Below are 25,893 nucleotides of genomic sequence, written 5' to 3' on the forward strand. Positions count from 1 at the left end.
TAGGGGCGGCCGTAACTTTCGATAGTGGATGGTTCTGGGTGCGCAACCGTGTTTAGCCTCGGTGCCGTCAAGCCGCCAGGTAAGGGTTATCGACGACGGTCTTCGCTCGCTATGTCACAAGGTTGCCAGGGATAGAATGCGGCGTTATTTTTTGTCCGATTTCTTGGAATAGCCTGTCGCAAATATTTTATGGGGGTGTCCGAATGACAAATGATTTAGTCCATGTGGTGCAAGCGGATTTGACTACTCTGAACGTCGACGCCATCGTGAATGCCGCGAATCCCTCGCTATTGGGCGGTGGTGGCGTCGATGGCGCCATTCATCGTCGAGCTGGTCCCGAATTGCTCGCGGAGTGCCGAACATTGGGCGGCTGTATTACGGGGGAGGCCAAAATCACCGCGGGTTACCGGCTGCAGGCAAAATACGTGATTCACACCGTCGGTCCAGTCTGGCGCGACGGTCAGCATGACGAAACGGATTTGTTGGCAAGCTGCTATCGAAATTGCCTGAATTTGGCGAGGGAACGCCACATACAATCAATTGCCTTTCCGTGCATCAGCACCGGTATTTACGGGTTTCCAAAATCGCTGGCGGCTCGGATTGCCCTATCAAGCGTCAAGGCTTTTTTACGCGGGCATGATGAAGGCATGCAGGTGTATTTTTGCTGTTTCTCTGAAACCGACGCGGATATTTATCGGCATTTGCTACAACACTCAAGTGAAGACATGCGCTACCCGTGAGACTTTCGGGATGGTCTCAATCCGCCCACAGCGCGCCCAAATGGAAACTGGTTGCGTCAAACGGCGCGATCGAAACGGTATCGTCGTTTTCGAACGCGTCTAGCAATAACCAGCCGTTAGGCGTGTTTGCAAAAACTTCCAGTGTGCGCACTAGGGGATCGATCAGCCAAATATGGCTCACGCCATGTCTTGCATAGAGCGGCATTTTTTCGACCCGGTCGATTCGTGCCGTGCCGGGTGATAACACTTCGCAAACCCAATCGGGCGAAATATCGAAATAAGCGCCTTCCGGTAATTTGGGCAGGCGCTCCCGCCGCCAGCCGGCCAAATCCGGCACCACGATATCAAAACCTAAATGGCATTCCGGTTCGTCCAATATCCACCAGCCACCGGGGCCACCACGCCCCTTGTCATAAGGTCCAACGATTTCATCGCCAAGCGATGACGAAGCCCTTGCATGGCGCGGCGAGGGGCGAGGATGCGTATAAAGCGTGCCGTTTATGATTTCCGCCACCAAATGAGCCGGTACAGCGCAGAGGTCGGCATAGGTTGCTGGTTTGAATTCTGGTAAGCCCATGTGTTTGCGTCAATGAATTTGGTTGAACAGGTTTATCCGATAGGATGCATCGATGTTAGCGTAATGCGTCGAATGATCAAAATCCATCGTGCGGCGCAATAGGGCTATCGCCTATTGACGCCCTACGGATTGCACCTCTAACTAAATCCGGTTGCATGCATTGCATATCCGTGGCTATTTTACCTGGTTCCCACGGTTCTCCGTGGGAACCCTGCGGCGTGCTTGTTTGGCAGGTGGCGTATGCATTCCCACGCGGGAGCGTGGGAATGAGGGGAATCAATGCATGGAATTATCGGATTCGAATACCGCTTCTAGCGTAGGCGCATCGATGATATTGTCCAGCCATTGCTCTAATTCGGCTTGACCGGCTTGTTCGATGCGTTGCTCCGCCCAGGCGGGCAAGGTTTTGAACCGGCGGATAATCTGACGCCGCAGCGTGTTTTGTTCGGCTTTTTCCATCCCTTTTTCCATTCCCTTTTCCATGCCCTTTTCCATTCCCTTTTCCATCCCTCTTTCCATGCCAATTCGTTCCACACTTGATATATATCGCATTTTGCCATCCTCCTCGAGTTCATGAATGTTTTGCCATAATTGCCGTTCTAGCTCTTTCGGCAACCGCATCATCCAGTCGATCACCTGAAACAGGTCAATGATACGCTGCTTGTCCCAACCTCGCTCATACAGCAAACGGATCAGGCGCCACTTGGCCTGAAAACGAACATCGTCATCGCCGCGGGTTTGCTGGGTCAGAATATGCGCCGCCGTCACCATGGCAAACGGATTGGGTTGAGTCAGCAAGTTTTCCAGCTGATCATGGTAATCGGTAATCTTGGCGACAGGAAACCGAATCGAAGTCTCGCTGCCCAGCAGGCTATAGCCGAAACGATCAGGCTTCCAGTCGGGATGTTCGTCAGCCAGCACCGCCAAACTGGCCACGGGACGATCATAACGATCGAAAATCCGGTAGTTGTAGGTAAACATGCGCTTGGCAAAGCCTGCCTGTCTGGCGCCTTGCACTTCGATATGGACATAGACCCATTGCTCGGCCCCATCCAGCAATGTCACCTGAACCAATTTGTCGACGAAGCGCTTGCCCAATGTCGCATCCCGCACCACCGCGCGCAGTTCCTGATCCAAAAACGTATAGGCTTGGCGCCAGTCGATCAGGTTCGCGGCAGCCGGAAAATAAAACGCCATGAATTCCGGAAAGTAGCGCTCGACGGCTTCTTTCCAAGGGCTATCGTATTCGTCCGGGGCGGAATCGTTCATAACAGTAACAGCGTTCATGTCTGGAGCGGTCATTCTACGCTATTCGGGCAAAAGACAATGAGGACGGCGTCCATGTTGGTCGCGTCGGATGAGTGTTGTAACCCGACGCGAATTGGTCTACCTGGTTCCCACGGTCTTCCGCTCATCGTTATACACAAGTCCCTCAAAGACTAAACTACAAGGAGACACAGAAACAGGAGAAAGGCGATGAGCAACTGGGCCGAAGAAGAAGTGCAAACTGCCAATTTGGAAGATCAACGTCTAAACAAGAGATTGGCCTTGCTATTGGAGCAATTGGGCGAGCATCCACAACTCAGTATTCCGGCGGCCTGCGGAGGCTGGAAGGAGACGATGGGAGCCTATCGCTTCTTCAATAACGCTAAGACGACATTCGAGAAGATACTGGCGCCGCATCGAGATGCCACGATCGAGCGCATGAAGAGCAGCCCAATCGTGCTGCTGGCACAGGACACCACCGAGGACGATAAGAATATTTGCTTGGGGCCGAAGGGACTTGGCACAGTGAAAGACGTGGAGAAACACTTGCGCCGCCTGCATCCGACAGTTGCCTTTACGCCATCGCGTATTTGTTTGGGTGTCGTGAAAGCATCGTATTGGCCTCGAGAGATCCCAAGCCAAAGGAGTGAACGACTTCACAAAGGCGTAGACGAAAAAGAGAGTCGCCATTGGCTGGAAAGTTACCAGGACAGTTGCGCTTTACAGGCGCAAATGCCGGACACCCTGCTGATCAATCTTGCCGACAGGGAGGGCGATATTTACGAGTGGTTTGCCGAATACCATGACTACGCACCTGCGGTACGGGCTCAATGGATCGTACGTGCGGCGCAAAACCGAGTGTTGGCTTCGCCGGAGAACGGTACGAAATGCCTGTGGGCCGCCGTGGAGCAAGCTCCTGTATTGGGTTACTCTGAGGTGAACGTCAAACCGCGACCGAACCGCACGGCGCGACTGGCGCATATCACGTTACGCGCCATTACAGTGACCCTCAAACCGCCTAAGCGGATAGGGTATCGGCTACCGGAACTCACCATCAATGCGGTGCTGGCACGCGAAGATGCACCACCGTCTGGCGTGGAACGTTTGGAATGGCTATTGTTGACTAGCTTGCCGATCGATTGTTTCGAACAGGCGGCAACGATCGTCATGTGGTACGCCGTGCGGTGGTGCATTGAAGTGTACTTCCATGTGCTCAAGAGCGGATGCCAGATTAAGCGACTGCATCTGGAAACCGAGGACCGACTGCTACCTTGTTTAGCGTTGTACATGGTTATTGCCTGGCGGGTATTGTTCACGCTGATGTTGGGACGGACTACGCCGGACATGGATTGTGAAATTATCTTCGATCCACAGGAGTGGCGGGCTGCTTACATTGTGGTTAAGCTTTGCCCGCCGCCGCTTACGCCACCTCGCTTGGGCGAAGTGATTCTCTTGGTGGCGAGCTTGGGCGGTTATCTCGGACGCAAGCATGACGGGCCGCCGGGTGCCAAAGCCATGTGGATCGGACTGCAGCGTTTGCGCGATTTTGTCATTGCATTGGAAGCTCAGCAGGTTGTCGCACAGAGATGTGTATAACGATGAGCGGTCTTCCGTGGGAACCCTGCGGCGTGCTTGTTTAGCAGGTGGCGTATGCGTTCCCACGCGGGAGCGTGGGAACGAGGGGACCCGACCTACCTGGCTTACCATGTTGACGGATTGCTTGGGGGCAAATCCGCCTTACGGGTTATGGATTGCTCCTTATCCCGTTATGCTCGACTTCCCAACCCTTGCAGGCCAGTAGCACTGTTTTCGGGATATGACGTGATCCCGTGCGATAGTGAGCAATCATCCGCCGCGTCATACCTAGCGATTCAGCTGCCGCGCTCAGAGACAAATTATTTCTCAGCATCCAGTCATTAAACTGCTTGGCAGGACCGCCGGTTTGCTCTTCCGCTAAGCGACGAATGGCCGTTGCGGCGATGGTGCAATCGCCGCCATTGTCCCACGTGACATCAAAGCCCCATTCGCCGACGGCCAATTTTTCAAACAGGGCAGGCGATTGCAATGGGATCAGTGCAGGGTGCGCCGCGATAAAATCCGACAAATCAACATCGGCGCTCCAGCCGTCGGCAAACGTGATCTTCAAGCGCTGGGATTGCAAGGGATAAGCGGCGTCAATGCGGTGCTGTTGTGGGGTTTTCATCATGGGTTACTCCGGGTTAAGGCGTTGCCATTCGGTTTCCAGCTCGGCTCGATGTTGTATGGCCCAGGCCAGCGCTTTGGCCAATGGCTTGCGGGGTGCGCCGGCCTGAATTTCAGCCAGTGTAGTCAAATCAATCAAAGACTCGCCGTCCGGCGTAATTACATGAAAATGCGGCGGATTATGATCCGCGTATACCGCTATTTTCATCTTGCCATGCCGATAAAGTGTGTTCATGGTCAAATAATAGTGTAATTATTTCACCGCATCAACCACCGAGAAAAATTTTCAGTTGTTAGGTGCATATTGCGTATCTGCTACTGCAGGGGAGGCATGATTACGGGGGACGATCATAACGATCGAAAATCCGGTAGTTGTAGGTAAACATGCGCTTGGCAAAGCCTGCCTGTCTGGCGCCTTGCGCTTCGATATGGACATAGACCCATTGCTCGGCCCCATCCAGCAATGTCACCTGAACCAATTTGTCGACGAAGCGCTTGCCCAATGTCGCATCCCGCACCACCGCGCGCAGTTCCTGATCCAAAAACGTATAGGTTTGGCGCCAGTCGATCAGGTTCGCGGCAGCCGGAAAATAAAACGCCATGAATTCCGGAAAGTAGCGCTCGACGGCTTCTTTCCAAGGGCTATCGTATTCGTCCGGGGCGGAATCGTTCATAACAGTAACAGCGTTCATGTCTGGAGCGGTCATTCTACGCTATTCGAGCAAAAGACAATGAGGACGGCGTCCATGTTGGTCGCGTCGGATGAGTGTTGTAACCCGACGCGACTTGGTCTACCTGGTTCCCACGGTCTTCCGTGGGAACCCTGCGGCGTTCTTGTTTGGCAGGTGGCGTATGCATTCCCACGCGGGAGCGTGGGAACGAGGGGAATCAATGCATGGAATTATCGGATTCGAATACCGCTTCTAGCGTAGGCGCATCGATGATATTGTCCAGCCATTGCTCTAATTCGGCTTGACCGGCCTGTTCGATGCGTTGCTCCGCCCAGGCGGGCAAGGTTTTAAATCGGCGGGAAATCTGACGCCGCAGGGTGTTTTGCTCCGCTTCCAATTTTCCTTTTTCCAGGCCTCTCTCCATGCCCTTTTCCATCCCTCGTTCTATGCCAATCCGTTCCACACTTGATATATATCGCATTTTGCCATCCTCCTCGAGTTCATGAATGTTTTGCCATAATTGCCGTTCCAGCTCTTTCGGCAACCGCATCATCCAGTCGATCACCTGAAACAGGTCAATGATACGCTGCTTGTCCCAACCTCGCTCATACAGCAAACGGATCAGGCGCCACTTGGCCTGAAAACGAACATCGTCATCGCCGCGGGTTTGCTGGGTCAGAATATGCGCCGCCGTCACCATGGCAAACGGATTGGGTTGAGTCAGCAAGTTTTCCAGCTGATCATGGTAATCGGTAATCTTGGCGACAGGAAACCGAATCGAAGTCTCGCTGCCCAGCAGGCTATAGCCGAAACGATCAGGCTTCCAGTCGGGATGTTCGTCAGCCAGCACCGCCAAACTGGCCACGGGACGATCATAACGATCGAAAATCCGGTAGTTGTAGGTAAACATGCGCTTGGCAAAGCCTGCCTGTCTGGCGCCTTGCACTTCGATATGAACATAGACCCATTGCTCGGCCCCATCCAGCAATGTCACCTGAACCAATTTGTCGACGAAGCGCTTGCCCAATGTCGCATCCCGCACCACCGCGCGCAGTTCCTGATCCAAAAACGTATAGGCTTGGCGCCAGTCGATCAGGTTCGCGGCAGCCGGGAAATAAAACGCCATGAATTCCGGAAAGTAGCGCTCGACAGCTTCTTTCCAAGGGCTATCGTATTCGTCCGGGGCGGAATCGTTCATAACAGTAACAGCGGTCATGTCTGGAGCGGTCATTATGCATTCCCACGCGGGAGCGTGGGAACGAGGGGAATCAATGCATGGAATTATCGGATTCGAATACCGCTTCTAGCGTAGGCGCATCGATGATATTGTCCAGCCATTGCTCTAATTCGGCTTGACCGGCTTGTTCGATGCGTTGCTCCGCCCAGGCGGGCAAGGTTTTGAACCGGCGGATAATCTGACGCCGCAGCGTGTTTTGTTCGGCTTTTTCCATCCCTTTTTCCATTCCCTTTTCCATCCCTCTTTCCATGCCAATTCGTTCCACACTTGATATATATCGCATTTTGCCATCCTCCTCGAGTTCATGAATGTTTTGCCATAATTGCCGTTCCAGCTCTTTCGGCAACCGCATCATCCAGTCGATCACCTGAAACAGGTCAATGATACGCTGCTTGTCCCAACCTCGCTCATACAGCAAACGGATCAGGCGCCACTTGGCCTGAAAACGAACATCGTCATCGCCGCGGGTTTGCTGGGTCAGAATATGCGCCGCTGTCACCATGGCAAACGGATTGGGTTGAGTCAGCAAGTTTTCCAGCTGATCACGGTAATCGGTAATCTTGGCGACAGGAAACCGAATCGAAGTCTCGCTGCCCAGCAGGCTATAGCCGAAACGATCAGGCTTCCAGTCGGGATGTTCGTCAGCCAGCACCGCCAAACTGGCCACGGGACGATCATAACGATCGAAAATCCGGTAGTTGTAGGTAAACATGCGCTTGGCAAAGCCTGCCTGTCTGGCGCCTTGCACTTCGATATGAACATAGACCCATTGCTCGGCCCCATCCAGCAATGTCACCTGAACCAATTTGTCGACGAAGCGCTTGCCCAATGTCGCATCCCGCACCACCGCGCGCAGTTCCTGATCCAAAAACGTATAGGCTTGGCGCCAGTCAATCTGGTTCGCGGCAGCCGGAAAATAAAACGCCATGAATTCCGGAAAGTAGCGCTCGACGGCTTCTTTCCAAGGGCTATCGTATTCGTCCGGGGCGGAATCGTTCATAACAGTAACAGCGGTCATGTCTGGAGCGGTCATTCTACGCTATTCGAGCAAAAGACAATGAGGACGGCGTCCATGTTGGTCGCGTCGGATGAGTGTTGTAACCCGACGCGACTTGGTCTACCTGGTTCCCACGGTCTTCCGTGGGAACCCTGCGGCGTGCTTGTTTAGCAGGTGGCGTATGCGTTCCCACGCGGGAGCGTGGGGAAAGTAGCGCTCGACGGCTTCTTTCCACGGGCTATCGTATTCGTCCGGGGCGGAATCGTTCATAACAGTAACAGCGGTCATGTCTGGAGCGATCATTCTACGCTATTCGGGCAAAAGACAACGAGGATGGCGTCCATGTTGGTCGAGTCGGGTTAGTGTGTAACCCGACTCGACTTGGTCTACCTGGTTCCCACGGTCCTCCGCTCATCGTTATACACAAGTCCCTCAAAGACTAAACTACAAGGAGACACAGAAACAGGAGAAAGGCGATGAGCAACTGGGCCGAAGAAGAAGTGCAAACTGCCAATTTGGAAGATCAACGTCTAAACAAGAGATTGGCCTTGCTATTGGAGCAATTGGGCGAGCATCCACAACTCAGTATTCCGGCGGCCTGCGGAGGCTGGAAGGAGACGATGGGAGCCTATCGCTTCTTCAATAACGCTAAGACGACATTCGAGAAGATACTGGCGCCGCATCGAGATGCCACGATCGAGCGCATGAAGAGCAGCCCAATCGTGCTGCTGGCACAGGACACCACCGAGGACGATAAGAATATTTGCTTGGGGCCGAAGGGACTTGGCACAGTGAAAGACGTGGAGAAACACTTGCGCCGCCTGCATCCGACAGTTGCCTTTACGCCATCGCGTATTTGTTTGGGTGTCGTGAAAGCATCGTATTGGCCTCGAGAGATCCCAAGCCAAAGGAGTGAACGACTTCACAAAGGCGTAGACGAAAAAGAGAGTCGCCATTGGCTGGAAAGTTACCAGGACAGTTGCGCTTTACAGGCGCAAATGCCGGACACCCTGCTGATCAATCTTGCCGACAGGGAGGGCGATATTTACGAGTGGTTTGCCGAATACCATGACTACGCACCTGCGGTACGGGCTCAATGGATCGTACGTGCGGCGCAAAACCGAGTGTTGGCTTCGCCGGAGAACGGTACGAAATGCCTGTGGGCCGCCGTGGAGCAAGCTCCTGTATTGGGTTACTCTGAGGTGAACGTCAAACCGCGACCGAACCGCACGGCGCGACTGGCGCATATCACGTTACGCGCCATTACAGTGACCCTCAAACCGCCTAAGCGGATAGGGTATCGGCTACCGGAACTCACCATCAATGCGGTGCTGGCACGCGAAGATGCACCACCGTCTGGCGTGGAACGTTTGGAATGGCTATTGTTGACTAGCTTGCCGATCGATTGTTTCGAACAGGCGGCAACGATCGTCATGTGGTACGCCGTGCGGTGGTGCATTGAAGTGTACTTCCATGTGCTCAAGAGCGGATGCCAGATTAAGCGACTGCATCTGGAAACCGAGGACCGACTGCTACCTTGTTTAGCGTTGTACATGGTTATTGCCTGGCGGGTATTGTTCACGCTGATGTTGGGACGGACTACGCCGGACATGGATTGTGAAATTATCTTCGATCCACAGGAGTGGCGGGCTGCTTACATTGTGGTTAAGCTTTGCCCGCCGCCGCTTACGCCACCTCGCTTGGGCGAAGTGATTCTCTTGGTGGCGAGCTTGGGCGGTTATCTCGGACGCAAGCATGACGGGCCGCCGGGTGCCAAAGCCATGTGGATCGGACTGCAGCGTTTGCGCGATTTTGTCATTGCATTGGAAGCTCAGCAGGTTGTCGCACAGAGATGTGTATAACGATGAGCGGTCCTCCGTGGGAACCTTGCGGCGTGCTTGTTTAGCAGGTGCGTATGCATTCCCACGCGGGAGCGTGGGAACGAGGAGGGGTAGTTAACAACCAGTATTTGATTCCGTGATACTTATATCTTTGGTTTGAGGGCCGTTGACAGTCCCCAAATCTATAACAAGCTGGCCCGGTTGCACTTGTGTTGCCCCCGAAGCCGAGAGGCTGTATCGCTTAGCGGGGTTGCTGTTCGAGCAAGTTGGAGAAATAGCTAGAGTGATAGAGTTACTGCCTCCATAAATGCTGCAGCTATAGGTACCACTCTTATTCTTTTTCCAGCCCCCACTAGGCGGTGTAATTGTGCAGCCGACGCCTGCAGGATTAGCTGCATTGACCGTGACTGATGTCAAATTGTCAACATTATTCCCAAGGCTGATCGATCCGCTAACGGTATAAGTAGATACCGCAGCCACAATAAAATCATTATCGGGCGAGGGTACAACCACGCTGCCGCCAGTGCCCGATAGCGATGAAATTGTATAGTTGCTCGGCGAGACGGTATAACCGCCAGTTACTGATGCATGTATCGAGATGCTGGTATTGTTTGTGGCAACTGTGCAAGTGTAAGTGCTCGAGGTGCCGTTGAATACCGTTCTGTCTGGACATGGAATGACCTTGTCGCCATCCTGTATTTCCAACGACAACGCAGTTACCGCAGCAGCGCTGGCGGCACGGATCACACCGGTAATTGTGTAAGTTGGCATGGTGATAAACGCCAATGAGCAGCCGGTTGGAGATGTAACGCTTGTAGTCAGAGCCAAATTGCAGCTTTGAGCCTGACTGTTATAGATGCCGCTAATATTGACCGAACTTGCGCTTGTAGTGATGGCACACGTATAAGATGAGCTTGTAACGGTGCAGGTTTGCGTTGTCGAGCCATCGGTAACCGTAACGGTGGGGGTGCTTGCCGCTCCGGTGATTTCTCCGGTTATGCTGTAAGCTGTGCCGGTGGTACCGGTACAAAAACTGGTGTCAATGGTGGGGTCATATAAATTCGCACCTGAAGAAATCGTGCGTTGGATGTTTTTGGAGGCCAAGGTAAATCCACCAATCGCCTCGGCTTGTTTGACGCATTCATCGTGAATTTTGGGATTGGTGGATTGGCCATTGATGATCAAGAAATCATGGCAGCTATAAGGTTTGTTGATGCCTTCGTTGATATTGTTTCTCAGAGCGTAATAATTCCGTGCCGTATCCAGGGACGCGGGCGACGAGGCGATTTCTTCCTGGAAGCAGACGTTCCTAAAGTTGTTACTGGAACCGGCAACGCCTAACAAGCCTACTTTCCCACGCCAGCCGCCAGGGCCTACTTTGGCGGAGGCGTAAGCGCCATTCGGACATTTTGTAACATCGGCGTCATCACAAGTTGAAGGGGTGGTGTCGGTACAAACGAATCCCGAGCAATTGCCGCCCACATAACAGACATAGGGAGCGCTTTTGGCGCCATCAGCGGGTTTAAAAATACAGTAAGCACCGGTTTCGGAAGCATTAAAAGTAAACAAGTCAACATCCAAATAGGTAGTCGTATTGCCTTGTTTTGAGGTAGCGCCGGAGTGAACGATGCCGCGAATCGGAATGATCACGCCGCCATTGAAACGGATGCGGGGAATGCAATAGTTCGTGCTATCGAATGTCACTTGTTCGTATAGTTCGATGGCTTCGTTGCCGGTGACGCCATCATGATTGGTGCGGCGCGTATATAGGCCGTTTTCGAACGCGCTCAAACCTAAAGTAGAGCAAAGGTAAGCGCCGGTCCCCTTGGTGCGGCTGTCTTCGCGTATCCAGATTTTGTTTTCGTTATCAGGATCTTGTACATAGCTACCCGGTTCGCCGTCTGGCAGAGTTTTGGTTTCGGTGATTTCATCGGATGATTCCGCGTTGGTGCTGGGGCCGCCGGCTAAGGACAAACCTGATTGGGCATCCTTGAGGTTTTTGGCCGCATTGCCTACGTCGTCGTAAACCAGCACGCTTTGCACGGCAACGTTATCGCTGCATGCACCGGCCGGCCAGCAGACGTTGACACTGACTTGTTTGCGTGCTGGAGAGGTTTGATTGGTAACGGTCCAGGTGCGGCTGAACGTTTCGGTCACGCCGCCGATGCTTTCCGCTGCTGTCGAAGAAGCCAAGGCGTCGAATCCCGTTTTGACGACGGTATCCCGTAACTGCTCGATTTTGGCGTCGGCAAGGGCCTTGGCCTCGGCGCGGGTTTTATTGTCCCGGCTGCTGCCGATCAGATTGCCTTGCAACGAGGCAACGGCCAACAAGCCGACGGCGATGACCACGGTGGTGATCAAGACTTCGATCAGGCCAATGCCGGCGTTTTTTTTACAAAAATTCATAGTATTCATGGTCTTGTCCTCTAATGCATTGACTACCAGTCTTTCCAGGTGCCGGCGATTACCGTACCCGTACCTTTTTGAAAGGGGGTGTCATCGCCGCTGCCATCGCCCCAGGGTTTGAATACAAGGGTAGAGGTTGCCGACATCGAATGAGTAGCCGCGGTTTTTTCCGCAATGATCGAGCCCGTAATCACTGGCGTACCGGTACCTTTGATGTCCCCAGTCACGTAAACAATCCCAAAAAAGTCGATGTTGCCGTTGATGGTCAAGTCTCCGTTCACGATCAGGGTTACCGGTTTGGTGGAACTGCCCAGACTTGGCAAGCTGTAATCACCTTCCACCCAAACCAAGCCGCTGACGGTGTTCGGTGGCGTGGTCGTGGTGTAAAGCTGTCCGGATTTCTCGGCCATCTCCTTGATGCCTTGTTTGGTTTCGGAGAAATACATGTCAAAGAATTGATTTTGGGCCGTACTATTCAAATTGGCATTGTCGGTTGAAGAAGTTTTGCTGGACAAAAAGGCGTCGCTGGTAATGACATCCAGGCCTATGCCGGAATTGCGGTCGGATACTTTTTGCGTGTTTGCGGTGGTAGCGCTGTCGAGTTCTGCGGTGGTGTAATCGGCAATTTGCTTATCCGCCGGGCGGATATAAGTATCGTAAGCCGCGCTAGATCCGCCATAATCACCGCCTGCCCAGACGTTGGTATTGGTGTAGCGATTGATGATGGTGCCTGTACCGTTGACCCCGACGCCGGCCTTACTGACCCAGGCTTGTTCGGGGGCCACGCCATTTTTGAAATAACCCACGGTGCCCACGCATTGGGTGATGGTACGGACAGCGGTGCAGTCGTCGCTCCAGCCACGCGCCACTATGATGCCGCGCTTCATGTTGGGTGTTTCGGCTGGGCAAATGTCGTTGGGGTCGGCTGGGTTTCGGGTGTTGTCGAAATAGAATTGGGAAAAGGTGGTTTGTGTGCCGGTTGGATTGGTATTTGAAAAATTGAAAGGATTGTTATTAATGCTGTTGGCCTGTAAAGCACAGGCGCCGGCTGACGGTTCGGCCCCTGGACCAGGATAGTCGAGTACGTTGTTACCGTCGGCATCGAAACCATTTTCCATGAAATAGGCTACGCCTCTGTCCATCGCGGCGCTGGCGGCCGAGAAGGCCTGGCTGGTTCTATAATTGTCGGCGGTGATTTGGGTTTCCACCAAGACGGTTTTCGCGGTGAGCAAGGCAATCAGGGTGATGCAAATCAGCAAGACTAGCGCTGTTAACAGGGAGGCGGCGCCGCGTTGTTTCTGAAGGGAAGATTTAGCGTTCATGGGCAAAACCTGGGGCTAGGGTTGAATACAAGCACGTTCTCAATTTAAGGGCAGTTCGCGCCATCCCACACACAAATCCGGTTATTACGGATTTCCGTAGTGCCTAACAATGTTTTGGTGACGGCCTGGTCGGCGCTGACTCGGCCTGACAGGCGGATGTTGACGATGCGGTTTTGGATGATGTAATCGCCATTGGCGCCACCGGTGCAAGCCAGTTGATTGGTGCTGGTTTTTTGGGTTTGATTCCAACAGCGCGAAGTGGCCGGCAAGTCTCCGGGATCTGTGGTGTCGCCATCGCCATTGACGTCGATGGGGGCAAAACTGAATTGCAATGCGGTAATAGTCAGTTGGTTGTTATCGATGAAGTTTTGCCAAGTATCGTTTGCATCGTTGCAGTTAGTCGTGCTTGATCCGCTTAAACGCATCATGATGGTGTTGTTCTGCAGTTTGAATCCGTAAAACTCATTATTGACTATAGTGATGGGAGAGGGGTTGTCTGCGTCATAGCTGTAAAGGATGCAGGTACCATTTTCGAGAATATTGACATTGGTTACGGCCCCTGCTGTTGCATCCGTGTTGGTAAAAGGGTTGTTATCATCCTCGTTGTCGGCCGCCCCTTCCCAGTAACCGGCTCTGCGGATGTCGTTGGCCATCAGGGTCATCACGGATTCGAGATCATGGTTGAGGCGGCTGGAGCGAATGGTGCTGGCGCTGCTGCCGACGGTAGCGATATAGATGCTGATGGTGGCGCCGACGACGATCAAGCCCAGCAGCAGCGCAATCATGATTTCTATCAGTGTGAAACCCGTTTGTTTTTTCATGGCTCTCTCCTGTTGGGTTAGCAGCCTGGGTATCCCGGCAATCCGGTCGTACCTGTAGGCGTGCAAATCACAACCCTTCCCGCGCTGTTGACATTGATTCGAGTGGTGTAATGCGTCGTGGCAAATGTAACGTTGGTAGTCGCGGAGGGTATGCCGCGCCTGAAGTCAAACGTGCTGCTGCCGGTTGAGGCCGTCATGGAAACTGCCGCACTAAAGCCGCTACCGGCTACGGTTTTAATCCCGCAGGAACCGGCTGTGCCACAGGTGCAGGCAGTTGATAGATTCAAACCATAACACCAGGCGCCGGCGTTACCGGTGGTTGGCGATAGCACAACGTTTTGGCTGCGTTTGATTGCCTCGGTCCGGGCAAACTGCATGTCGGACTTTAATGATTCGACTACCTGTTTCAACCGGTTGCGTTCTATCAAGTCCTGGTAAGACGGCACGGCAAAGCCCGCTATGATGCCGATGATGGCGATGACGATCATCAATTCGGTCAGCGTGACGCCGCGATTTTGATGGATTTGCGATCTTAACGGTTTCATGTTCATGGCAGCGAATGAATTTGAAAGTTCAGCAAGCGGTTTGAATGTTAGGTAAAGCTTCTTTATCTGCCGGCAGTGGATCGGGGCTGCAAAGTCTGACGCGGCCTACGTCGCTGAAAACCACGCGAACCGCGTAATGGCTGGTGCTGAACGTGGCGCCGCCGGCGTTGGTCGTGCCTCGCCTAGAGTTAAAAGTATTATTGTTGATAGTGGCAGCTTCCATGTTGGTTTGCGTAAAGTTGTTACCCATTATGCGTTTGATGTCGCAAAAATTATTCGCCGCGGGATCGGTTTCGTTGCAATTGCAACTGGTCTTGCTGGCGGTTCTGACAGCCAAGCCGTAACACCATGCACCGTCGTTGCCGGCCTGTCGCGATACCACGATGTTTTGGCTTCGTTTCAGGGCGGCGCTTCTTGCATATTGTAAGTCGGATTTAAAGGATTCGGCGGCTTGCCGAAGGCGGTTGCGTTCTATCATGCCTTGGTAGGAAGGTATGGCGAATCCTAATAATGTGCCGGTGATTGCGACGACGACAAGCGTTTCGGTCAGCGTGACACCTTGTTGATCGTTGTGCGATGCGCGAATTCCCATGGTTTGTCCCTCACCATCATAGTCAAAAATCCTTTTGTCCCTGCGCAAACGACGATGCAAGCCATTGGAATGCTGGCAGTTAGCCAATGTGTGCATCAAGCCGTTGGCCAGGGTGACTGAATCGCCGTGCGCGCCGCTGGCGGCGGGATTGGCAATACGGCGATCGATTGGTTTTCAGTATAGTCGAAGTTTTCGGCTTGCTTGTGAGGCTTGGCTGTTTTGACGGTGCTTGCCCGGATCGGGCCGGTGATTGCTGGAAAAAGCTGAAGCTTTTTTACTCCAGACGGCGTGCGAGCTTTAGCTTTTGTCGGATGGCGTTGGCGTTTTTACTTTGGCGGCAGTCTCCAGCGGACGAGTGGCAAAATACGGAAATTATTTTTACGGCATCCATGAATTGCATTTCAACCGGCACTCGGTTTTGAGCCCTATTTCGCCGGCAAACAGGCTATACTTCTCGGCCAATAAGTATGGTTTTTCAACTGATTCTAAAACGGGATTTTGAAATGGCACACAAGCTATCGAAAAAGATACGCGCATTCACGCTGATAGAGCTGATGATCGTGGTGGCGGTGGTGGGAATATTGGCGGCGATTGCCTATCCGTCTTATACGGAATATGTGATGAAAAGCAGGCGTTCGGATGCGAAAGCGGGTTTGCTGAGTTTGCAATTGACCCAAGAGAAATATAGGGCTAATTGTATTCAGTATGCAGAAGATATTGATACCGCTGCGGCCAATTACAGCTGTGCGACTGGAAATTACACGCTTACACATGCGACTACTTCACCAGATGGGCATTATGATTTATCGGTTGTCTCGGTTCCTGGTGCCAATACTTCGCCGGTTGTTCCAGATAGTTATCGAATCAGGGCTACGCGTAAAAATGACGGGCGTCAGGCTAACGATAAATGCGGTAACTTTGAAATTGACACATCGTTTCCTAATCCCAAAGGGGTCATAAATGCTGCAAGTGGGTACGATGCGGCTACCTGTTGGTAAAATTATTATCTCGTCTCCATGCTCTTGAGGGTGTAGGGCCCTAGGATGTGCTGAACAGCGTGAAGCGCATCGTTCGCGATCGGTGCAGTTCGTAAACTCACCACACCCTACGCGCTGAATGACATTATGATTATTGATGTTGTAAAAATTGGCAGCCGGGGAGATGTGTACACATGAGCGTGCAATTCATTGAACAAAATGGCCAGCGGCAATATGCCATATTACCGATGGCGGAATATGAGGCCTTGCTGGATAAGGTTGAAATGCTGGAGGATATTAAAGCCTATGATGAGGCCATGCGGCGCGATGAAGAAATGATCCCCGCCGAAGTGGTTTATCGCCTGCTGAATGAAAACAAGACCAAGGTTTGGCGGGAGTATCGCGGTCTGACGCAATCCGAACTCGCCGAATGCTGTGGCCTGGCACAGGCTACCATTGCTCAAATCGAGGGTGGAAAGCGCACTGGATCAATAGACGTATTGAAAAAAATCGCCGCAGCGCTAACGTTGGATTTGGATGATTTGGTTTAGGATCGTAGGATGTGCTGAACAGCGTGAAGCGCATCGTTCGCGATCGGTGCGGTTCGTAAACTCACCACACCTTACGTGCTGAACCGCCAGCATTTTTCAAAAAAGCTAAAGCTTTTTACTCCTGAACCGCTGGCTGGAGTGCAATAGCTTTAGCTATTGCATAACCGTACTTCATGTTTACTCTGAAAGTCATTGTGGGAGCGACGCACAGTCGCGATAAATGGCTTCAATTCGCGACTATGCGTCGCTCCTACAGCCAGAACTTTCATTTGCCGGGGCGATGCCTAGCCTTCATGAACGTTACTGGTTTTTTTCGTTTCGCCAATGGCTCCAGTGGGGAATGGCCTAAAAATCCAGCCATTCTTCGTCACTCGCCGCGCTTTGGTAGCTGCTAACTGTTCTGGGTTCCGGTTTCGCGCTGGCTCGCGGCAAGTCCTTTGCGGCTGGACGTTGCCGAGGTGCCGCGCCGGTTGTGTCGTGCAGTTTGAAAAAGGCTAATTGCTCCATCATGTTGCTGGACAAGTCGCTCATCGATACGCTGGCCGCCGAAGCTTGTTCCGCCAAGGCCGCGTTTTGCTGGGTGATTTCGTCTAATTGGGTGACCGCCTGATTGACTTGGGAGATGCCGGCCGATTGTTCGACGCTGGCGGACGCAATCATTGAGATGATGTCGCCCACTTTCTTGACGCTATCGACGATTTCACTGAGCGCGTTGCCGGTTTGATTGACATATTCTCCGCCGGTGCGCACTTTTTGTACGCTGTTTTGGATCAGTTCCTTGCTTTCCTTGGCGGCGGTAGCGCAGCGTTTGGCCAGGTTTCGCACTTCGGTCGCCACCACCGAAAAACCGCGGCCCTGTTCGCCGGCTCTGGCGGCTTCTACCGAGGCGTTCAGCGCCAGCAAATTGGTTTGAAAGGCGATTTCGTCGATGACGCTGATGATCTCGGCGATTTTGCTGCTGCTGGCGTTGATGTCTTCCATCGCGGCGATGGCTGCAGCGACCACTTGGCCGCCTTTTTCCGCCAATTCTTTCGTATTATTGGCAACCAGATTGGCTTGTTGGGTATGGTCGGCGTTTTTCTTGACCGTGGCGGTCAGTTGTTCCATGCTGGCGGCGGTTTCTTCCAGATTGGCCGCTTGTTGTTCCGCGCGTTGCGACAGATTATTGTTGCCACTGGCGATTTCTTTTGACGTGTTGTTGATGATCTCGGCCGACTGGCTGATTTGCCCGAAAATTTCGCTTAATTTTTCTATCGTGCTGTTGATGGCGTTTTTGCAGTCGAGATAAACGCCGGTGTATTGGCCGGTAACTTTATGTGTTAGGTCTCCTTCGGCCGCATCGCTCATCACGCTGCCCACTTCGCTGAAAACCTGGGCCAAGGTTTGCTTGGTCAAGGTTTGCTCGGTGATGTCGGCGGCGTATTTAACGATTTTAAAGGGGTTGCCGTTGAGATCCAGGATAGGATTATAAGAAGCTTGCAGCCAAATGGCTTTGCCGCCTTTGCCGACGCGCTTGTATTCGCCGCCATCGAATTGGCCTTGATTGAGTTTTTGCCAGAATTGGCGGTACTCTTCGGATTCGGCTACGCCCGGTTCGGTGAACATGCGGTGGTGTTTGCCCTGGATTTCTTCTAACGAATAACCTACCGTTTTTAGAAACAACGCGTTGGCGGTGATGATGGTGCCGTCCATGTTGAATTGAATGACGGCTTGCGATTTGTTGATGGCTTCTATTTGTCCCAGATAATCGGCATTTCTGAGTTTGTCCGCGGTTACGTCCGTTGCATATTTGACGACTTTGAACGGTTTGCCGTCGGGTCCGATGATGGGGTTATAGGTCGCTTGCAGCCAGATTTCCTTGCCGCCTTTGCCGTAGCGCTTGTATTCGCCGCTATCGAATTCGCCGCGATTGAGTTTTTCCCAAAAATGCCGGTATTCCGGGCTTGCCGCCACGTCAGGCCCTACGAACAGGCTGTGATGCTGGCCGACGATTTCGTCCAAACGGTAACCGACCGCGTTCAGAAACAAGTCGTTGGCTTTGACGATGGTGCCGTCCATGTTGAAATGAATGACGGCCTGAGATTTTTCGATGGCGCTGATTTGCCCCAGATAGTCCGCTTCTATGGCGGCTTTTTCAGCGCTGGAAATGTGATGATGGTCTTTGTTATTGAACCAAGTGCTGAACATTTATTACTCCGTTGCTTGAAAAAGTGTTTTCGCTCGGTAGGCTATGGGGTTATTGTAAACGGGTCAAGATTGATCGAATCAACCTAAAAACATCGATAGTTAACGAAAAGCACGAAAGCAATCATTGCGTCATGGGCGCTTATCGATTCACCTGTCCGGTGCAGCTCCTTAGGATGATGACTGTTTGCAACTTTTCGTGATTTTCGTGTGTTTCGTGGACTCAATGATTTTTCTAGGATCAAGCGAGAGTCATTGATTTTGTTCATTTTTGCAACGATAGGGCCGCCAGGGAAACGCTGGATAAAACCGTCCGCCTGTGCTTGTTGCGCCAGGATCGGTTTTCATTTTTCGGCGTGATGTACTGGCCTCATGATCGATAAGTCTGTCGAATACGAGTTTTCCTTGGTGAGCCAAAAAAGCAAGCCCATCGGCAGGATTTTTTCGTGATTTGGAAAAGCCCGGTATTTGCTTTAGAGTATTTGGTTTAAAGCACCCGCTTACAGGGTTTTGGTAACGTTCGGCAAAAACCACGGGCTTGTTGAAAAGCTCTGGAAAAAGCAAATTTTTCTTCAGGAACGTCGCATAGTCGCGACTTGCGTCGTTCCTGCGAACAATGATGAATGGTTACGTTTTTGTACTTTATTTGAGCAAATTTTTTAGGAGTTAATTGTGGCGACGATTCTTGCAGTCGATGATTCTGCATCCATGAGACAAATGGTTTCCTTCACGTTAAAGGGAGCCGGTTACAACGTGGTCGAGGCGGTTGATGGCGTGGATGCCTTGAATAAAGCCAAGGCGCAAACCTTCGACTGTGTCGTGACCGACGTCAACATGCCCAACAAGGACGGCATCGAATTGATCAAGGACTTGCGGGCGCTGCCAAATTACAAATTTACCCCAATGCTGATGCTGACCACCGAATCCGGCATGGACAAAAAACAGCAAGGCAAGGAAGCCGGCGCGACCGGCTGGATCGTCAAACCTTTCAATCCCGACCAATTACTGAAAACCATCAACAAGGTAATGGGTTAAGTCCCTTGAAACCAGTAATGCAGATCGCAATCGGGTAGGGGGAGTATGCCGATCGATATGGCGCAATTCCATCAGGTCTTCTTCGAGGAGAGCTTCGAAGGCCTCGATGCGATGGAGTCGGGATTGCTGAATCTTGACATGGGGGACGTGGATGTCGATGAAATCAACACCATTTTTCGTGCGGCGCACTCGATAAAGGGCGGTAGCGGCACCTTTGGCTTTAGTGTGGTGTCCGATTTCACCCACGTGATGGAAACCTTGCTCGACGAAATGCGCGATGGCCGGCGCAAGGTCACCCGGCAGGCCGTCAATGTGCTGCTGGGTTCGGTCGATTGCTTGCGTGAGATGCTGCATGCCATTCAAGATGGCGGCGAGATCGATCGACAAAGCGTCAGCGCCCACAAAGCAGCGTTGGACAATGAGCTCAATGGCGCGGCCGCAAGCGATCAGGCGCAGTCGTCCGGCGAAGCGCGTGCCGTTGACCACGCACAACCGACAAGCACGCCAACGATGTCCGCTTGGAAGATTGCCTTCAGCCCTCATGCCCATCTATTGAAAACCGGCAACGATCCGGTCAGGATGTTTCGCGAATTGGCTACCCTGGGCGATTTGACGGTAACCGCCGATTTGCGCGGAATACCCGATCTTTATCAGCTCGACCCGGAGGAATGTCATCTATCCTGGACCCTGGATTTGCAGGGCGAGGTTTCCGTCGGCGAGATCGATGATATTTTCGACTGGGTGGAAGACGACTGCGATCTGGCCAAGCAGCCGATATATGCCGCGGAATCGCTGTTGCAGCCGCCTGGCGCCGTGGATGCCATTGCGGTCGAGCAGCCGCAGGAAATCGTTGCCGTTCCAGCCGTGCCCGAATCGATTGCGGCCGACAACAAGGAGGGCAAAAAAGAAGATGCCAAGGCGGCAAGCAAAGGTTCCAGCACGATACGCGTCGATACCAGCAAGATAGACACCTTGATCAACATGGTGGGCGAGCTGGTGATCACTCAGTCCATGCTGAGCCTGATTGGCGAGCATTTTGAATTGAGCAAGCTGGATCAGCTGAAAAACGGTCTGTCGCAACTGGAGCGCCATACTCGCGAGTTGCAGGAAAGCGTGATGAACATTCGCATGCTGCCCATCAGTTTCGTGTTCAGCCGCTTCCCGAGGCTGGCGCATGATTTGAGCAGCAAACTGGGTAAAAAAATCGAACTGAAACTGGTCGGCGAGCATACCGAGGTGGATAAAACCGTGGTGGAATTGCTCAGCGATCCGTTGGTGCATCTGGTCAGAAACAGTCTGGATCACGGCATCGAAATGCCGGATGTACGGCTGGCCGCCGGTAAGCCGGAAACCGGCACGGTGACGTTGGAGGCCTATCATCGCGGCGGCAACATCGTCATCGAGGTCAGCGATGACGGTAAAGGCCTGGATAAGGACAAGCTGCGCGCCAAGGCCATAGAAAAAGGCTTGATAGAGCCGGACGCGGTTCTGACCGACAAGCAGACCTACGAGTTGATTTTCATGCCGGGTTTTTCCACCGCCGAAAAACTGACCGACATTTCCGGACGCGGCGTGGGCATGGATGTGGTGCGGCGCAATATTCAAGCCTTGGGCGGCAATATCGAAATCATCTCCACGCTGGGCAAGGGTTCCACCATATCGATACATTTGCCGTTGACGTTGGCGATCCTTGACGGTCAGTCGGTGGCGGTTGGCGACGAAACCTATATCGTGCCGCTCGGTGCCATCATCGAATCCTTGAACATCAAGGAAGACAGGGTCAATCGGGTGGTGGGAAAAGGCGAGACGTTTCAATTGCGTGACCAGTATTTACCCATCATACGCATGCACGAGATTTTCAATGTCACGACGGCAAAACATACCAAGCTGACCGACGGCCTGCTGGTGGTCGTGGAAGGGCAGGGCGTGCGTTGCGGTTTGTTCGTCGACGATCTGCTCGGGCAGCAGCAAGTGGTGATCAAGTCGCTGGAGGCCAATTATCGTCGGGTTGAGGGCGTCTCCGGCGCCACCATACTGGGCGATGGTTCGGTGGCCTTGATTCTGGACATACCCGGTTTGGTGCGTCTGGCGAATCAGTAACGCTCATGAAGGCTTTGCATCGCCCCGGCAAATGAAAGTTCTGGCTGTAGGAGCGACGCATAGTCGCGAATTGAAGCCATTTATCGCGACTGTGCGTCGCTCCCACAATGACTTTCAGAGTAAATCTAAAAAAGGTCATGATTTTGGATTACGGATATGTTTTGGGTTTATATACTTCGATGTGCTGACGGGAGTTATTACACTGGGCATACCGATGACCTTGAAAGACGCATGGGACAACATGCGACCGGAGGATTCTCAGGGTATACGGCATCGCGTCGTCCTTTGGTCCTTGTGTGGTCGCAGGAATGTTTTACTCGTGAAGAAGCCTTGGCAGCAGAGAGACAAGTCAAAGGTTGGAGTCGTAAGAAAAAAGAAGCAATGATTAGTGGTGATTGGGATGAGGTTTCTCGGCTAGCGAAAAGTAAATCCGTTCATCCTTCGACAGGCTCAGGATGAACGGATTTACTTTCTGATGTCATTCAAACGAAGGGCTTAGGCCATGATTGACCATAACTTATTTATTATGCGATGCGGTTAATTTTTCCGTTCGTCCTGAGCCTAGTCGAAGGGCGAATGGAAAAATCCCAGCTTCTTGCGTCAAGCCATTTGATGAGATTCAGTATCAAGTGCAGAACCTAGGAAAAAGCTGGGCCAGTTATTTATGATATTTGCCTGAACACAAAACGACATGTCGCAAATGGCCGAAATTAACGAAGCAGAACCGTCGAGCAAGAAAGTGCAAAGTACGAGCGCGCAATTTTTGAGTTTTACCTTGGGTAAGGAAGAATATGGGGTCGATATATTGAGGGTGCAGGAAATCAGGAGCTGGGAGCCGGTTTCGCGTATTCCCAATGTGCCGGCCTATGAAAAAGGCGTGGTGAATTTGCGTGGCGCCATCGTGCCCATCATCGATTTGCGCGAGCGGTTTGGCTTGGGCCGCAGTCACTACACCCCGCTGACGGTGGTCGTGGTGTTGCAGGCGCAAATCCGCGACAAGACCCGGGTGATGGGGGTCGTGGTCGATGCCGTGTCCGACGTGATAGACGTCGATAAGAAGAGCATTCAGAGTTCGCCCAACTTCGGCGCGAAAGTCAGTACCGAGTTCATTACCGGTTTGGTTTCGGTGAATCAACGCATGGTGATGCTGTTGGATGTGGATAAATTATTGAAATTGGAAGGCGTGGACGATGACGATGAAAATTGAACGGCCAATAGCATGGCTATGTTTTGAGAGGGTTGGATAATGAAAATCAATCACCCGGTGACCGATCGCGAAGTGATGATGAAGCCAGGCACCATATTGGTGACCCGAACCAATTTGAAGGGCATCATCACTTACGCCAATGATGCCTTCATCGAAATCAGCGGATTCAGCAAAGACGAGCTTATAGGCGCCAATCACAACGTGGTTCGCCACCCGGACATGCCGCCGGCGGCGTTCGAGGATTTGTGGCTGTGCCTGAAAGCCGGTAAGCCCTGGACCGCGCTGGTCAAGAATCGTACGAAGAGCGGCGATTATTATTGGGTGGAAGCCAATGTGACGCCGGTTTTCAAAGATGGCAAGGCGCGGGAATATTTGTCGGTGCGTTATGCCCCGTCGCGCGAGCAGATCCAGCAAGCCGAAGCCCTTTACGCGAAGCTCAACGCCAATCAGGCGAGCATGCGTCCGACCGGTTTCAAGGCTGTGCTGCAAAAAATCACCGATATGAGCCTGGGCAGAAAAGCCGGACTTGCCTACCTGTTGTTGCTGTTGCCCATACTGGGGGCCTTGTATCGGCATTTCCTGGCGCAAGAATGGCTGGAGCTATCGCTTTGTTCGGCCTTGCTGATTTTGGGTACCTGGGCGGGGCATGCCTTGCTTCGTAGTATCGTTGAGAGCCTGGGGCATTCCATGAAGGTTTGCTACAACCTGGCCGACGAGCAATTCAGGAACCGCTTCGATCTCGATCGCGGCGACCAGCTCGGCGATTTCAATCGGGCCTTGTACGGCATGCAGGTCAAACTGAATGCCGACATGGCTTATACCAAACAAGTGGCGGCGGAAGCGACCCGCATCCGGCAAGCCCTGGACAACGTGCAATCTTGCGTGATGGTGGCGAATAACGAGCTGGACATCATTTACATGAACAATACCGTCCAGGATATGTTCAAGAATGCAGAAGCCGACATTCGCACGCAATTGCCGAACTTCGATGCCAGTAAGCTGCTGGGCGCCAATATCGATCAATTCCATAAGAATCCTGCGCATCAGCGCGGTTTGCTGGCCAGTTTGAGCAGCACGTTCAGTTCCGAGCTGGTCATTGGGGGCCGGCACATGAACATCGTCGCCAACCCGGTCAGAAATGACGAAGGCGAGCGCATCGGCGTGGTGGTCGAGTGGCTGGACAGAACCCGGGAAGTCATGGTCGAGCGAGAAATCGAGGAAATCGTCGACAGCGTCAAGATCGGCCGACTGGACAAGCGTTTGTCGCTGGCCGACAAGCAAGGTTTCTTCGCCAAATTGAGCGAAGGCATCAACGAGTTGACGGACATCATCGAGCGCGTGTTCAAAGATGTCGGCAGCACGATGGAAAGCATGGCCGAAGGCGATTTGACCAATCGCATCACCAGCGACTACCAAGGCGTGTATCTGAATTGCAAGAACGACATCAACGCCACGATCGACAAGCTCAGCGAGATTTTTGGCCAAGTGGCCGAGGCGGCTGTCTTCATCAACAATTCATCGCAGGAAATTGCCAGCGGCAACAATAATTTGTCGCAGCGGGCCGAACAACAAGCCGCCAATCTGGAAGAAACCGCCGCCAGCATGGAAGAGCTGACCAGTACCGTGAAAAACAACGCGGAAAATGCCCAGCAGGCCAATCAGGTGGCCAGCAATGCCCGTGAGCTGGCGGAAAAAGGCGGCAGCGTCGTCAACGCGGCGGTCGCGGCGATGCAGGAGATCAACGAAAGCAGCAACAAAATTGCCGACATCATCGGCGTGATCGATGAGATCGCCTTCCAGACCAATTTGCTGGCGCTGAATGCTTCCGTGGAAGCGGCGCGCGCGGGTGAACAAGGGCGCGGTTTCTCGGTGGTGGCGACCGAGGTGCGCAATCTGGCGCAACGCAGTGCGACGGCGGCGCGCGAAAGCAAGGAATTGATACAGAGCAGCGTGCAAAAAGTGCGGGCCGGCAGCGAGTTTGTCAATCAGACCGGCGTGGCTTTGAACGAGATCGTCGCCGGGGTGAAAAAAGTCGGCGATATCGTTGCCCAGATTGCCAACGCCAGCATCGAACAATCGGCCGGCATTGCTCAAGTCAACCAGGCCGTCGCGCAAATGGATGAAATCACCCAGCAAAACGCGGCTTTGGCGGAAGAAGCGTCAGCTGCCAGCGTCTCGATGAGCGACTTGTCCACCAACATGGTGGATTTGTTGTCGTTTTTCAAGCTCGATAGTCAGCGAAACGCGGCAGTGGCCAATGCCGGCCACGAGCCACGGACTTATGATACGCGCGTTGCCGCGTCCAAGCCTGCGGTGCCCGCGCGGCAACCGGCCTACAAGAGCGTCGCCAGCGATGAGGAGTGGCAGGATTTTTAGGATGTCGTGTCTTTAGAAAACACCAGCGCGATTCGGCAATAACTAAAGCTATTGCGCTCCCGAGTTGCGCTGGAGTAAAAAAGCTTTAGCTTTTTCCATAAGGACGTGCCCCTTTTTCCAAAGGAGGCTGTCGTAAAAGGTAAAACAATTCCTTCTCCTGTGGGGAGAAGATTGGGATTTCGCAGAAATAACTTCCGCTTAGGATATGGTTACAAATAACTTCCCTGTTTCAGGGTACAAGGATTT

At 52.8% G+C, this 25,893-nt stretch carries 24 protein-coding genes; 10 read left to right on the forward strand and 14 right to left on the reverse strand.

What is annotated here, in order from left to right:
* The first annotated feature begins 203 nt into the window (after positions 1–203).
* Positions 204–740: an O-acetyl-ADP-ribose deacetylase gene (locus NM686_RS08435; RefSeq protein ID WP_255187438.1), complete on the forward strand. Its 537-nt coding sequence runs from the start codon at positions 204–206 to the stop codon at positions 738–740.
* Between the two features lie 16 nt (positions 741–756).
* Here NM686_RS08435 and NM686_RS08440 read toward each other — a convergent pair whose 3' ends face one another.
* A complete protein-coding gene (locus NM686_RS08440) occupies positions 757–1,317 on the reverse strand; it encodes a Uma2 family endonuclease (protein ID WP_255187439.1) in 561 nt (186 codons plus the stop codon).
* Positions 1,318–1,593: 276 nt separating this feature from the next.
* Positions 1,594–2,586, reverse strand: a complete 993-nt coding sequence (locus tag NM686_RS08445) for an RpnC/YadD family protein (protein ID WP_269022725.1) — start codon at positions 2,584–2,586, stop codon at positions 1,594–1,596.
* 207 nt (positions 2,587–2,793) lie between these two features.
* On the opposite strand from NM686_RS08445, the gene NM686_RS08450 reads away from it, so the two are divergent.
* Complete coding sequence (locus NM686_RS08450; RefSeq protein WP_255187523.1) at positions 2,794–4,179, forward strand: IS4 family transposase; 1,386 nt, start codon at positions 2,794–2,796, stop codon at positions 4,177–4,179.
* A 148-nt stretch (positions 4,180–4,327) separates the two neighbouring features.
* Here the strand turns inward: NM686_RS08450 and NM686_RS08455 are convergent, their stop codons facing one another.
* From NM686_RS08455 to NM686_RS08475, 5 genes are all read right to left on the reverse strand, one after another.
* Positions 4,328–4,789, reverse strand: coding sequence for a DUF2442 domain-containing protein (locus NM686_RS08455; protein ID WP_255187441.1), 462 nt, complete (start codon positions 4,787–4,789; stop codon positions 4,328–4,330).
* 3 nt (positions 4,790–4,792) lie between these two features.
* On the reverse strand, positions 4,793–4,993 hold the full coding sequence (locus NM686_RS08460; RefSeq protein ID WP_269022726.1) for a DUF4160 domain-containing protein: 201 nt from the start codon (positions 4,991–4,993) through the stop codon (positions 4,793–4,795).
* Positions 4,994–5,120: 127 nt separating this feature from the next.
* Positions 5,121–5,459: an Rpn family recombination-promoting nuclease/putative transposase gene (locus NM686_RS08465; RefSeq protein WP_255187443.1), complete on the reverse strand. Its 339-nt coding sequence runs from the start codon at positions 5,457–5,459 to the stop codon at positions 5,121–5,123.
* 214 nt (positions 5,460–5,673) lie between these two features.
* Positions 5,674–6,654 (reverse strand): RpnC/YadD family protein, encoded by a 981-nt coding sequence (locus tag NM686_RS08470; protein WP_255187444.1) that lies wholly within the window; start codon positions 6,652–6,654, stop codon positions 5,674–5,676.
* Between the two features lie 70 nt (positions 6,655–6,724).
* Complete coding sequence (locus tag NM686_RS08475; protein WP_255187445.1) at positions 6,725–7,693, reverse strand: RpnC/YadD family protein; 969 nt, start codon at positions 7,691–7,693, stop codon at positions 6,725–6,727.
* Positions 7,694–8,166: 473 nt separating this feature from the next.
* Between NM686_RS08475 and NM686_RS08480 the strand changes: the two genes are divergently transcribed.
* On the forward strand, positions 8,167–9,552 hold the full coding sequence (locus NM686_RS08480; RefSeq protein WP_255187523.1) for an IS4 family transposase: 1,386 nt from the start codon (positions 8,167–8,169) through the stop codon (positions 9,550–9,552).
* A 93-nt stretch (positions 9,553–9,645) separates the two neighbouring features.
* Here the strand turns inward: NM686_RS08480 and NM686_RS08485 are convergent, their stop codons facing one another.
* From NM686_RS08485 to NM686_RS08505, 5 genes are all read right to left on the reverse strand, one after another.
* On the reverse strand, positions 9,646–11,892 hold the full coding sequence (locus NM686_RS08485) for a hypothetical protein (protein ID WP_255187446.1): 2,247 nt from the start codon (positions 11,890–11,892) through the stop codon (positions 9,646–9,648).
* Positions 11,893–11,969: 77 nt separating this feature from the next.
* Positions 11,970–13,259, reverse strand: a complete 1,290-nt coding sequence (locus tag NM686_RS08490) for a hypothetical protein (protein WP_255187447.1) — start codon at positions 13,257–13,259, stop codon at positions 11,970–11,972.
* Positions 13,260–13,303: 44 nt separating this feature from the next.
* Positions 13,304–14,080 carry a PilW family protein gene (locus tag NM686_RS08495; protein WP_255187448.1) on the reverse strand — a complete coding sequence of 259 codons (777 nt, stop codon included), beginning with the start codon at positions 14,078–14,080 and terminating at the stop codon, positions 13,304–13,306.
* Between the two features lie 17 nt (positions 14,081–14,097).
* Complete coding sequence (locus tag NM686_RS08500; protein WP_255187449.1) at positions 14,098–14,625, reverse strand: GspH/FimT family pseudopilin; 528 nt, start codon at positions 14,623–14,625, stop codon at positions 14,098–14,100.
* 28 nt (positions 14,626–14,653) lie between these two features.
* Positions 14,654–15,217 (reverse strand): GspH/FimT family pseudopilin, encoded by a 564-nt coding sequence (locus tag NM686_RS08505; RefSeq protein ID WP_255187450.1) that lies wholly within the window; start codon positions 15,215–15,217, stop codon positions 14,654–14,656.
* Between the two features lie 467 nt (positions 15,218–15,684).
* Here NM686_RS08505 and NM686_RS08510 point away from each other — a divergent pair, with 467 nt between their 5' ends.
* Together NM686_RS08510 and NM686_RS08515 are read left to right on the forward strand one after the other, a co-directional pair.
* A complete protein-coding gene (locus NM686_RS08510) occupies positions 15,685–16,215 on the forward strand; it encodes a type IV pilin protein (protein ID WP_329959179.1) in 531 nt (176 codons plus the stop codon).
* Between the two features lie 173 nt (positions 16,216–16,388).
* On the forward strand, positions 16,389–16,745 hold the full coding sequence (locus NM686_RS08515; RefSeq protein ID WP_255187451.1) for a helix-turn-helix domain-containing protein: 357 nt from the start codon (positions 16,389–16,391) through the stop codon (positions 16,743–16,745).
* A gap of 345 nt (positions 16,746–17,090) precedes the next feature.
* Here the strand turns inward: NM686_RS08515 and NM686_RS08520 are convergent, their stop codons facing one another.
* Together NM686_RS08520 and NM686_RS08525 are read right to left on the reverse strand one after the other, a co-directional pair.
* Complete coding sequence (locus tag NM686_RS08520; RefSeq protein WP_255187452.1) at positions 17,091–18,932, reverse strand: methyl-accepting chemotaxis protein; 1,842 nt, start codon at positions 18,930–18,932, stop codon at positions 17,091–17,093.
* A 249-nt stretch (positions 18,933–19,181) separates the two neighbouring features.
* The gene (locus NM686_RS08525; protein ID WP_269022727.1) at positions 19,182–19,493 is read right to left on the reverse strand and encodes a hypothetical protein; all 312 of its coding nucleotides are present in this window, start codon (positions 19,491–19,493) and stop codon (positions 19,182–19,184) included.
* 108 nt (positions 19,494–19,601) lie between these two features.
* On the opposite strand from NM686_RS08525, the gene NM686_RS08530 reads away from it, so the two are divergent.
* The 5 genes from NM686_RS08530 (at position 19,602) to NM686_RS08545 (ending at position 25,647) form a co-directional block, all read left to right on the forward strand.
* Positions 19,602–19,964 carry a response regulator gene (locus NM686_RS08530; RefSeq protein WP_269022728.1) on the forward strand — a complete coding sequence of 121 codons (363 nt, stop codon included), beginning with the start codon at positions 19,602–19,604 and terminating at the stop codon, positions 19,962–19,964.
* Between the two features lie 45 nt (positions 19,965–20,009).
* Positions 20,010–22,064 carry a chemotaxis protein CheA gene (locus tag NM686_RS08535; protein ID WP_255187454.1) on the forward strand — a complete coding sequence of 685 codons (2,055 nt, stop codon included), beginning with the start codon at positions 20,010–20,012 and terminating at the stop codon, positions 22,062–22,064.
* 156 nt (positions 22,065–22,220) lie between these two features.
* On the forward strand, positions 22,221–22,523 hold the full coding sequence (locus tag NM686_RS21780; protein WP_255187455.1) for a GIY-YIG nuclease family protein: 303 nt from the start codon (positions 22,221–22,223) through the stop codon (positions 22,521–22,523).
* A 241-nt stretch (positions 22,524–22,764) separates the two neighbouring features.
* Complete coding sequence (locus NM686_RS08540; RefSeq protein WP_255187456.1) at positions 22,765–23,271, forward strand: chemotaxis protein CheW; 507 nt, start codon at positions 22,765–22,767, stop codon at positions 23,269–23,271.
* 39 nt (positions 23,272–23,310) lie between these two features.
* Entirely contained in the window at positions 23,311–25,647 is a 2,337-nt protein-coding gene (locus NM686_RS08545; protein ID WP_255187457.1) for a methyl-accepting chemotaxis protein, read from the forward strand.
* The last annotated feature ends 246 nt before the right edge of the window (positions 25,648–25,893 follow it).

It is taken from the genome of Methylomonas rapida, from assembly GCF_024360925.2.
Lineage (GTDB): Bacteria > Pseudomonadota > Gammaproteobacteria > Methylococcales > Methylomonadaceae > Methylomonas > Methylomonas rapida.

Bases quoted from the DNA above. Each gene is read 5' to 3' on its own strand.
- NM686_RS08505 (WP_255187450.1), bottom strand. From the start codon at position 15,217: ATGGGAATTCGCGCATCGCACAACGATCAACAAGGTGTCACGCTGACC.
- NM686_RS08535 (WP_255187454.1), top strand. From the start codon at position 20,010: ATGCCGATCGATATGGCGCAATTCCATCAGGTCTTCTTCGAGGAGAGC.
- NM686_RS08445 (WP_269022725.1), bottom strand. From the start codon at position 2,586: ATGAACGATTCCGCCCCGGACGAATACGATAGCCCTTGGAAAGAAGCC.
- NM686_RS08455 (WP_255187441.1), bottom strand. From the start codon at position 4,789: ATGATGAAAACCCCACAACAGCACCGCATTGACGCCGCTTATCCCTTG.
- NM686_RS08495 (WP_255187448.1), bottom strand. From the start codon at position 14,080: ATGAAAAAACAAACGGGTTTCACACTGATAGAAATCATGATTGCGCTG.
- NM686_RS08520 (WP_255187452.1), bottom strand. From the start codon at position 18,932: ATGTTCAGCACTTGGTTCAATAACAAAGACCATCATCACATTTCCAGC.
- NM686_RS08540 (WP_255187456.1), top strand. From the start codon at position 22,765: ATGGCCGAAATTAACGAAGCAGAACCGTCGAGCAAGAAAGTGCAAAGT.
- NM686_RS08460 (WP_269022726.1), bottom strand. From the start codon at position 4,993: ATGAAAATAGCGGTATACGCGGATCATAATCCGCCGCATTTTCATGTA.
- NM686_RS08470 (WP_255187444.1), bottom strand. From the start codon at position 6,654: ATGAACGATTCCGCCCCGGACGAATACGATAGCCCTTGGAAAGAAGCT.
- NM686_RS08465 (WP_255187443.1), bottom strand. From the start codon at position 5,459: ATGAACGATTCCGCCCCGGACGAATACGATAGCCCTTGGAAAGAAGCC.
- NM686_RS08480 (WP_255187523.1), top strand. From the start codon at position 8,167: ATGAGCAACTGGGCCGAAGAAGAAGTGCAAACTGCCAATTTGGAAGAT.
- NM686_RS08435 (WP_255187438.1), top strand. From the start codon at position 204: ATGACAAATGATTTAGTCCATGTGGTGCAAGCGGATTTGACTACTCTG.
- NM686_RS21780 (WP_255187455.1), top strand. From the start codon at position 22,221: ATGTTTTGGGTTTATATACTTCGATGTGCTGACGGGAGTTATTACACT.
- NM686_RS08510 (WP_329959179.1), top strand. From the start codon at position 15,685: ATGGTTTTTCAACTGATTCTAAAACGGGATTTTGAAATGGCACACAAG.
- NM686_RS08500 (WP_255187449.1), bottom strand. From the start codon at position 14,625: ATGAAACCGTTAAGATCGCAAATCCATCAAAATCGCGGCGTCACGCTG.
- NM686_RS08545 (WP_255187457.1), top strand. From the start codon at position 23,311: ATGAAAATCAATCACCCGGTGACCGATCGCGAAGTGATGATGAAGCCA.
- NM686_RS08515 (WP_255187451.1), top strand. From the start codon at position 16,389: ATGAGCGTGCAATTCATTGAACAAAATGGCCAGCGGCAATATGCCATA.
- NM686_RS08450 (WP_255187523.1), top strand. From the start codon at position 2,794: ATGAGCAACTGGGCCGAAGAAGAAGTGCAAACTGCCAATTTGGAAGAT.
- NM686_RS08440 (WP_255187439.1), bottom strand. From the start codon at position 1,317: ATGGGCTTACCAGAATTCAAACCAGCAACCTATGCCGACCTCTGCGCT.
- NM686_RS08490 (WP_255187447.1), bottom strand. From the start codon at position 13,259: ATGAACGCTAAATCTTCCCTTCAGAAACAACGCGGCGCCGCCTCCCTG.
- NM686_RS08475 (WP_255187445.1), bottom strand. From the start codon at position 7,693: ATGAACGATTCCGCCCCGGACGAATACGATAGCCCTTGGAAAGAAGCC.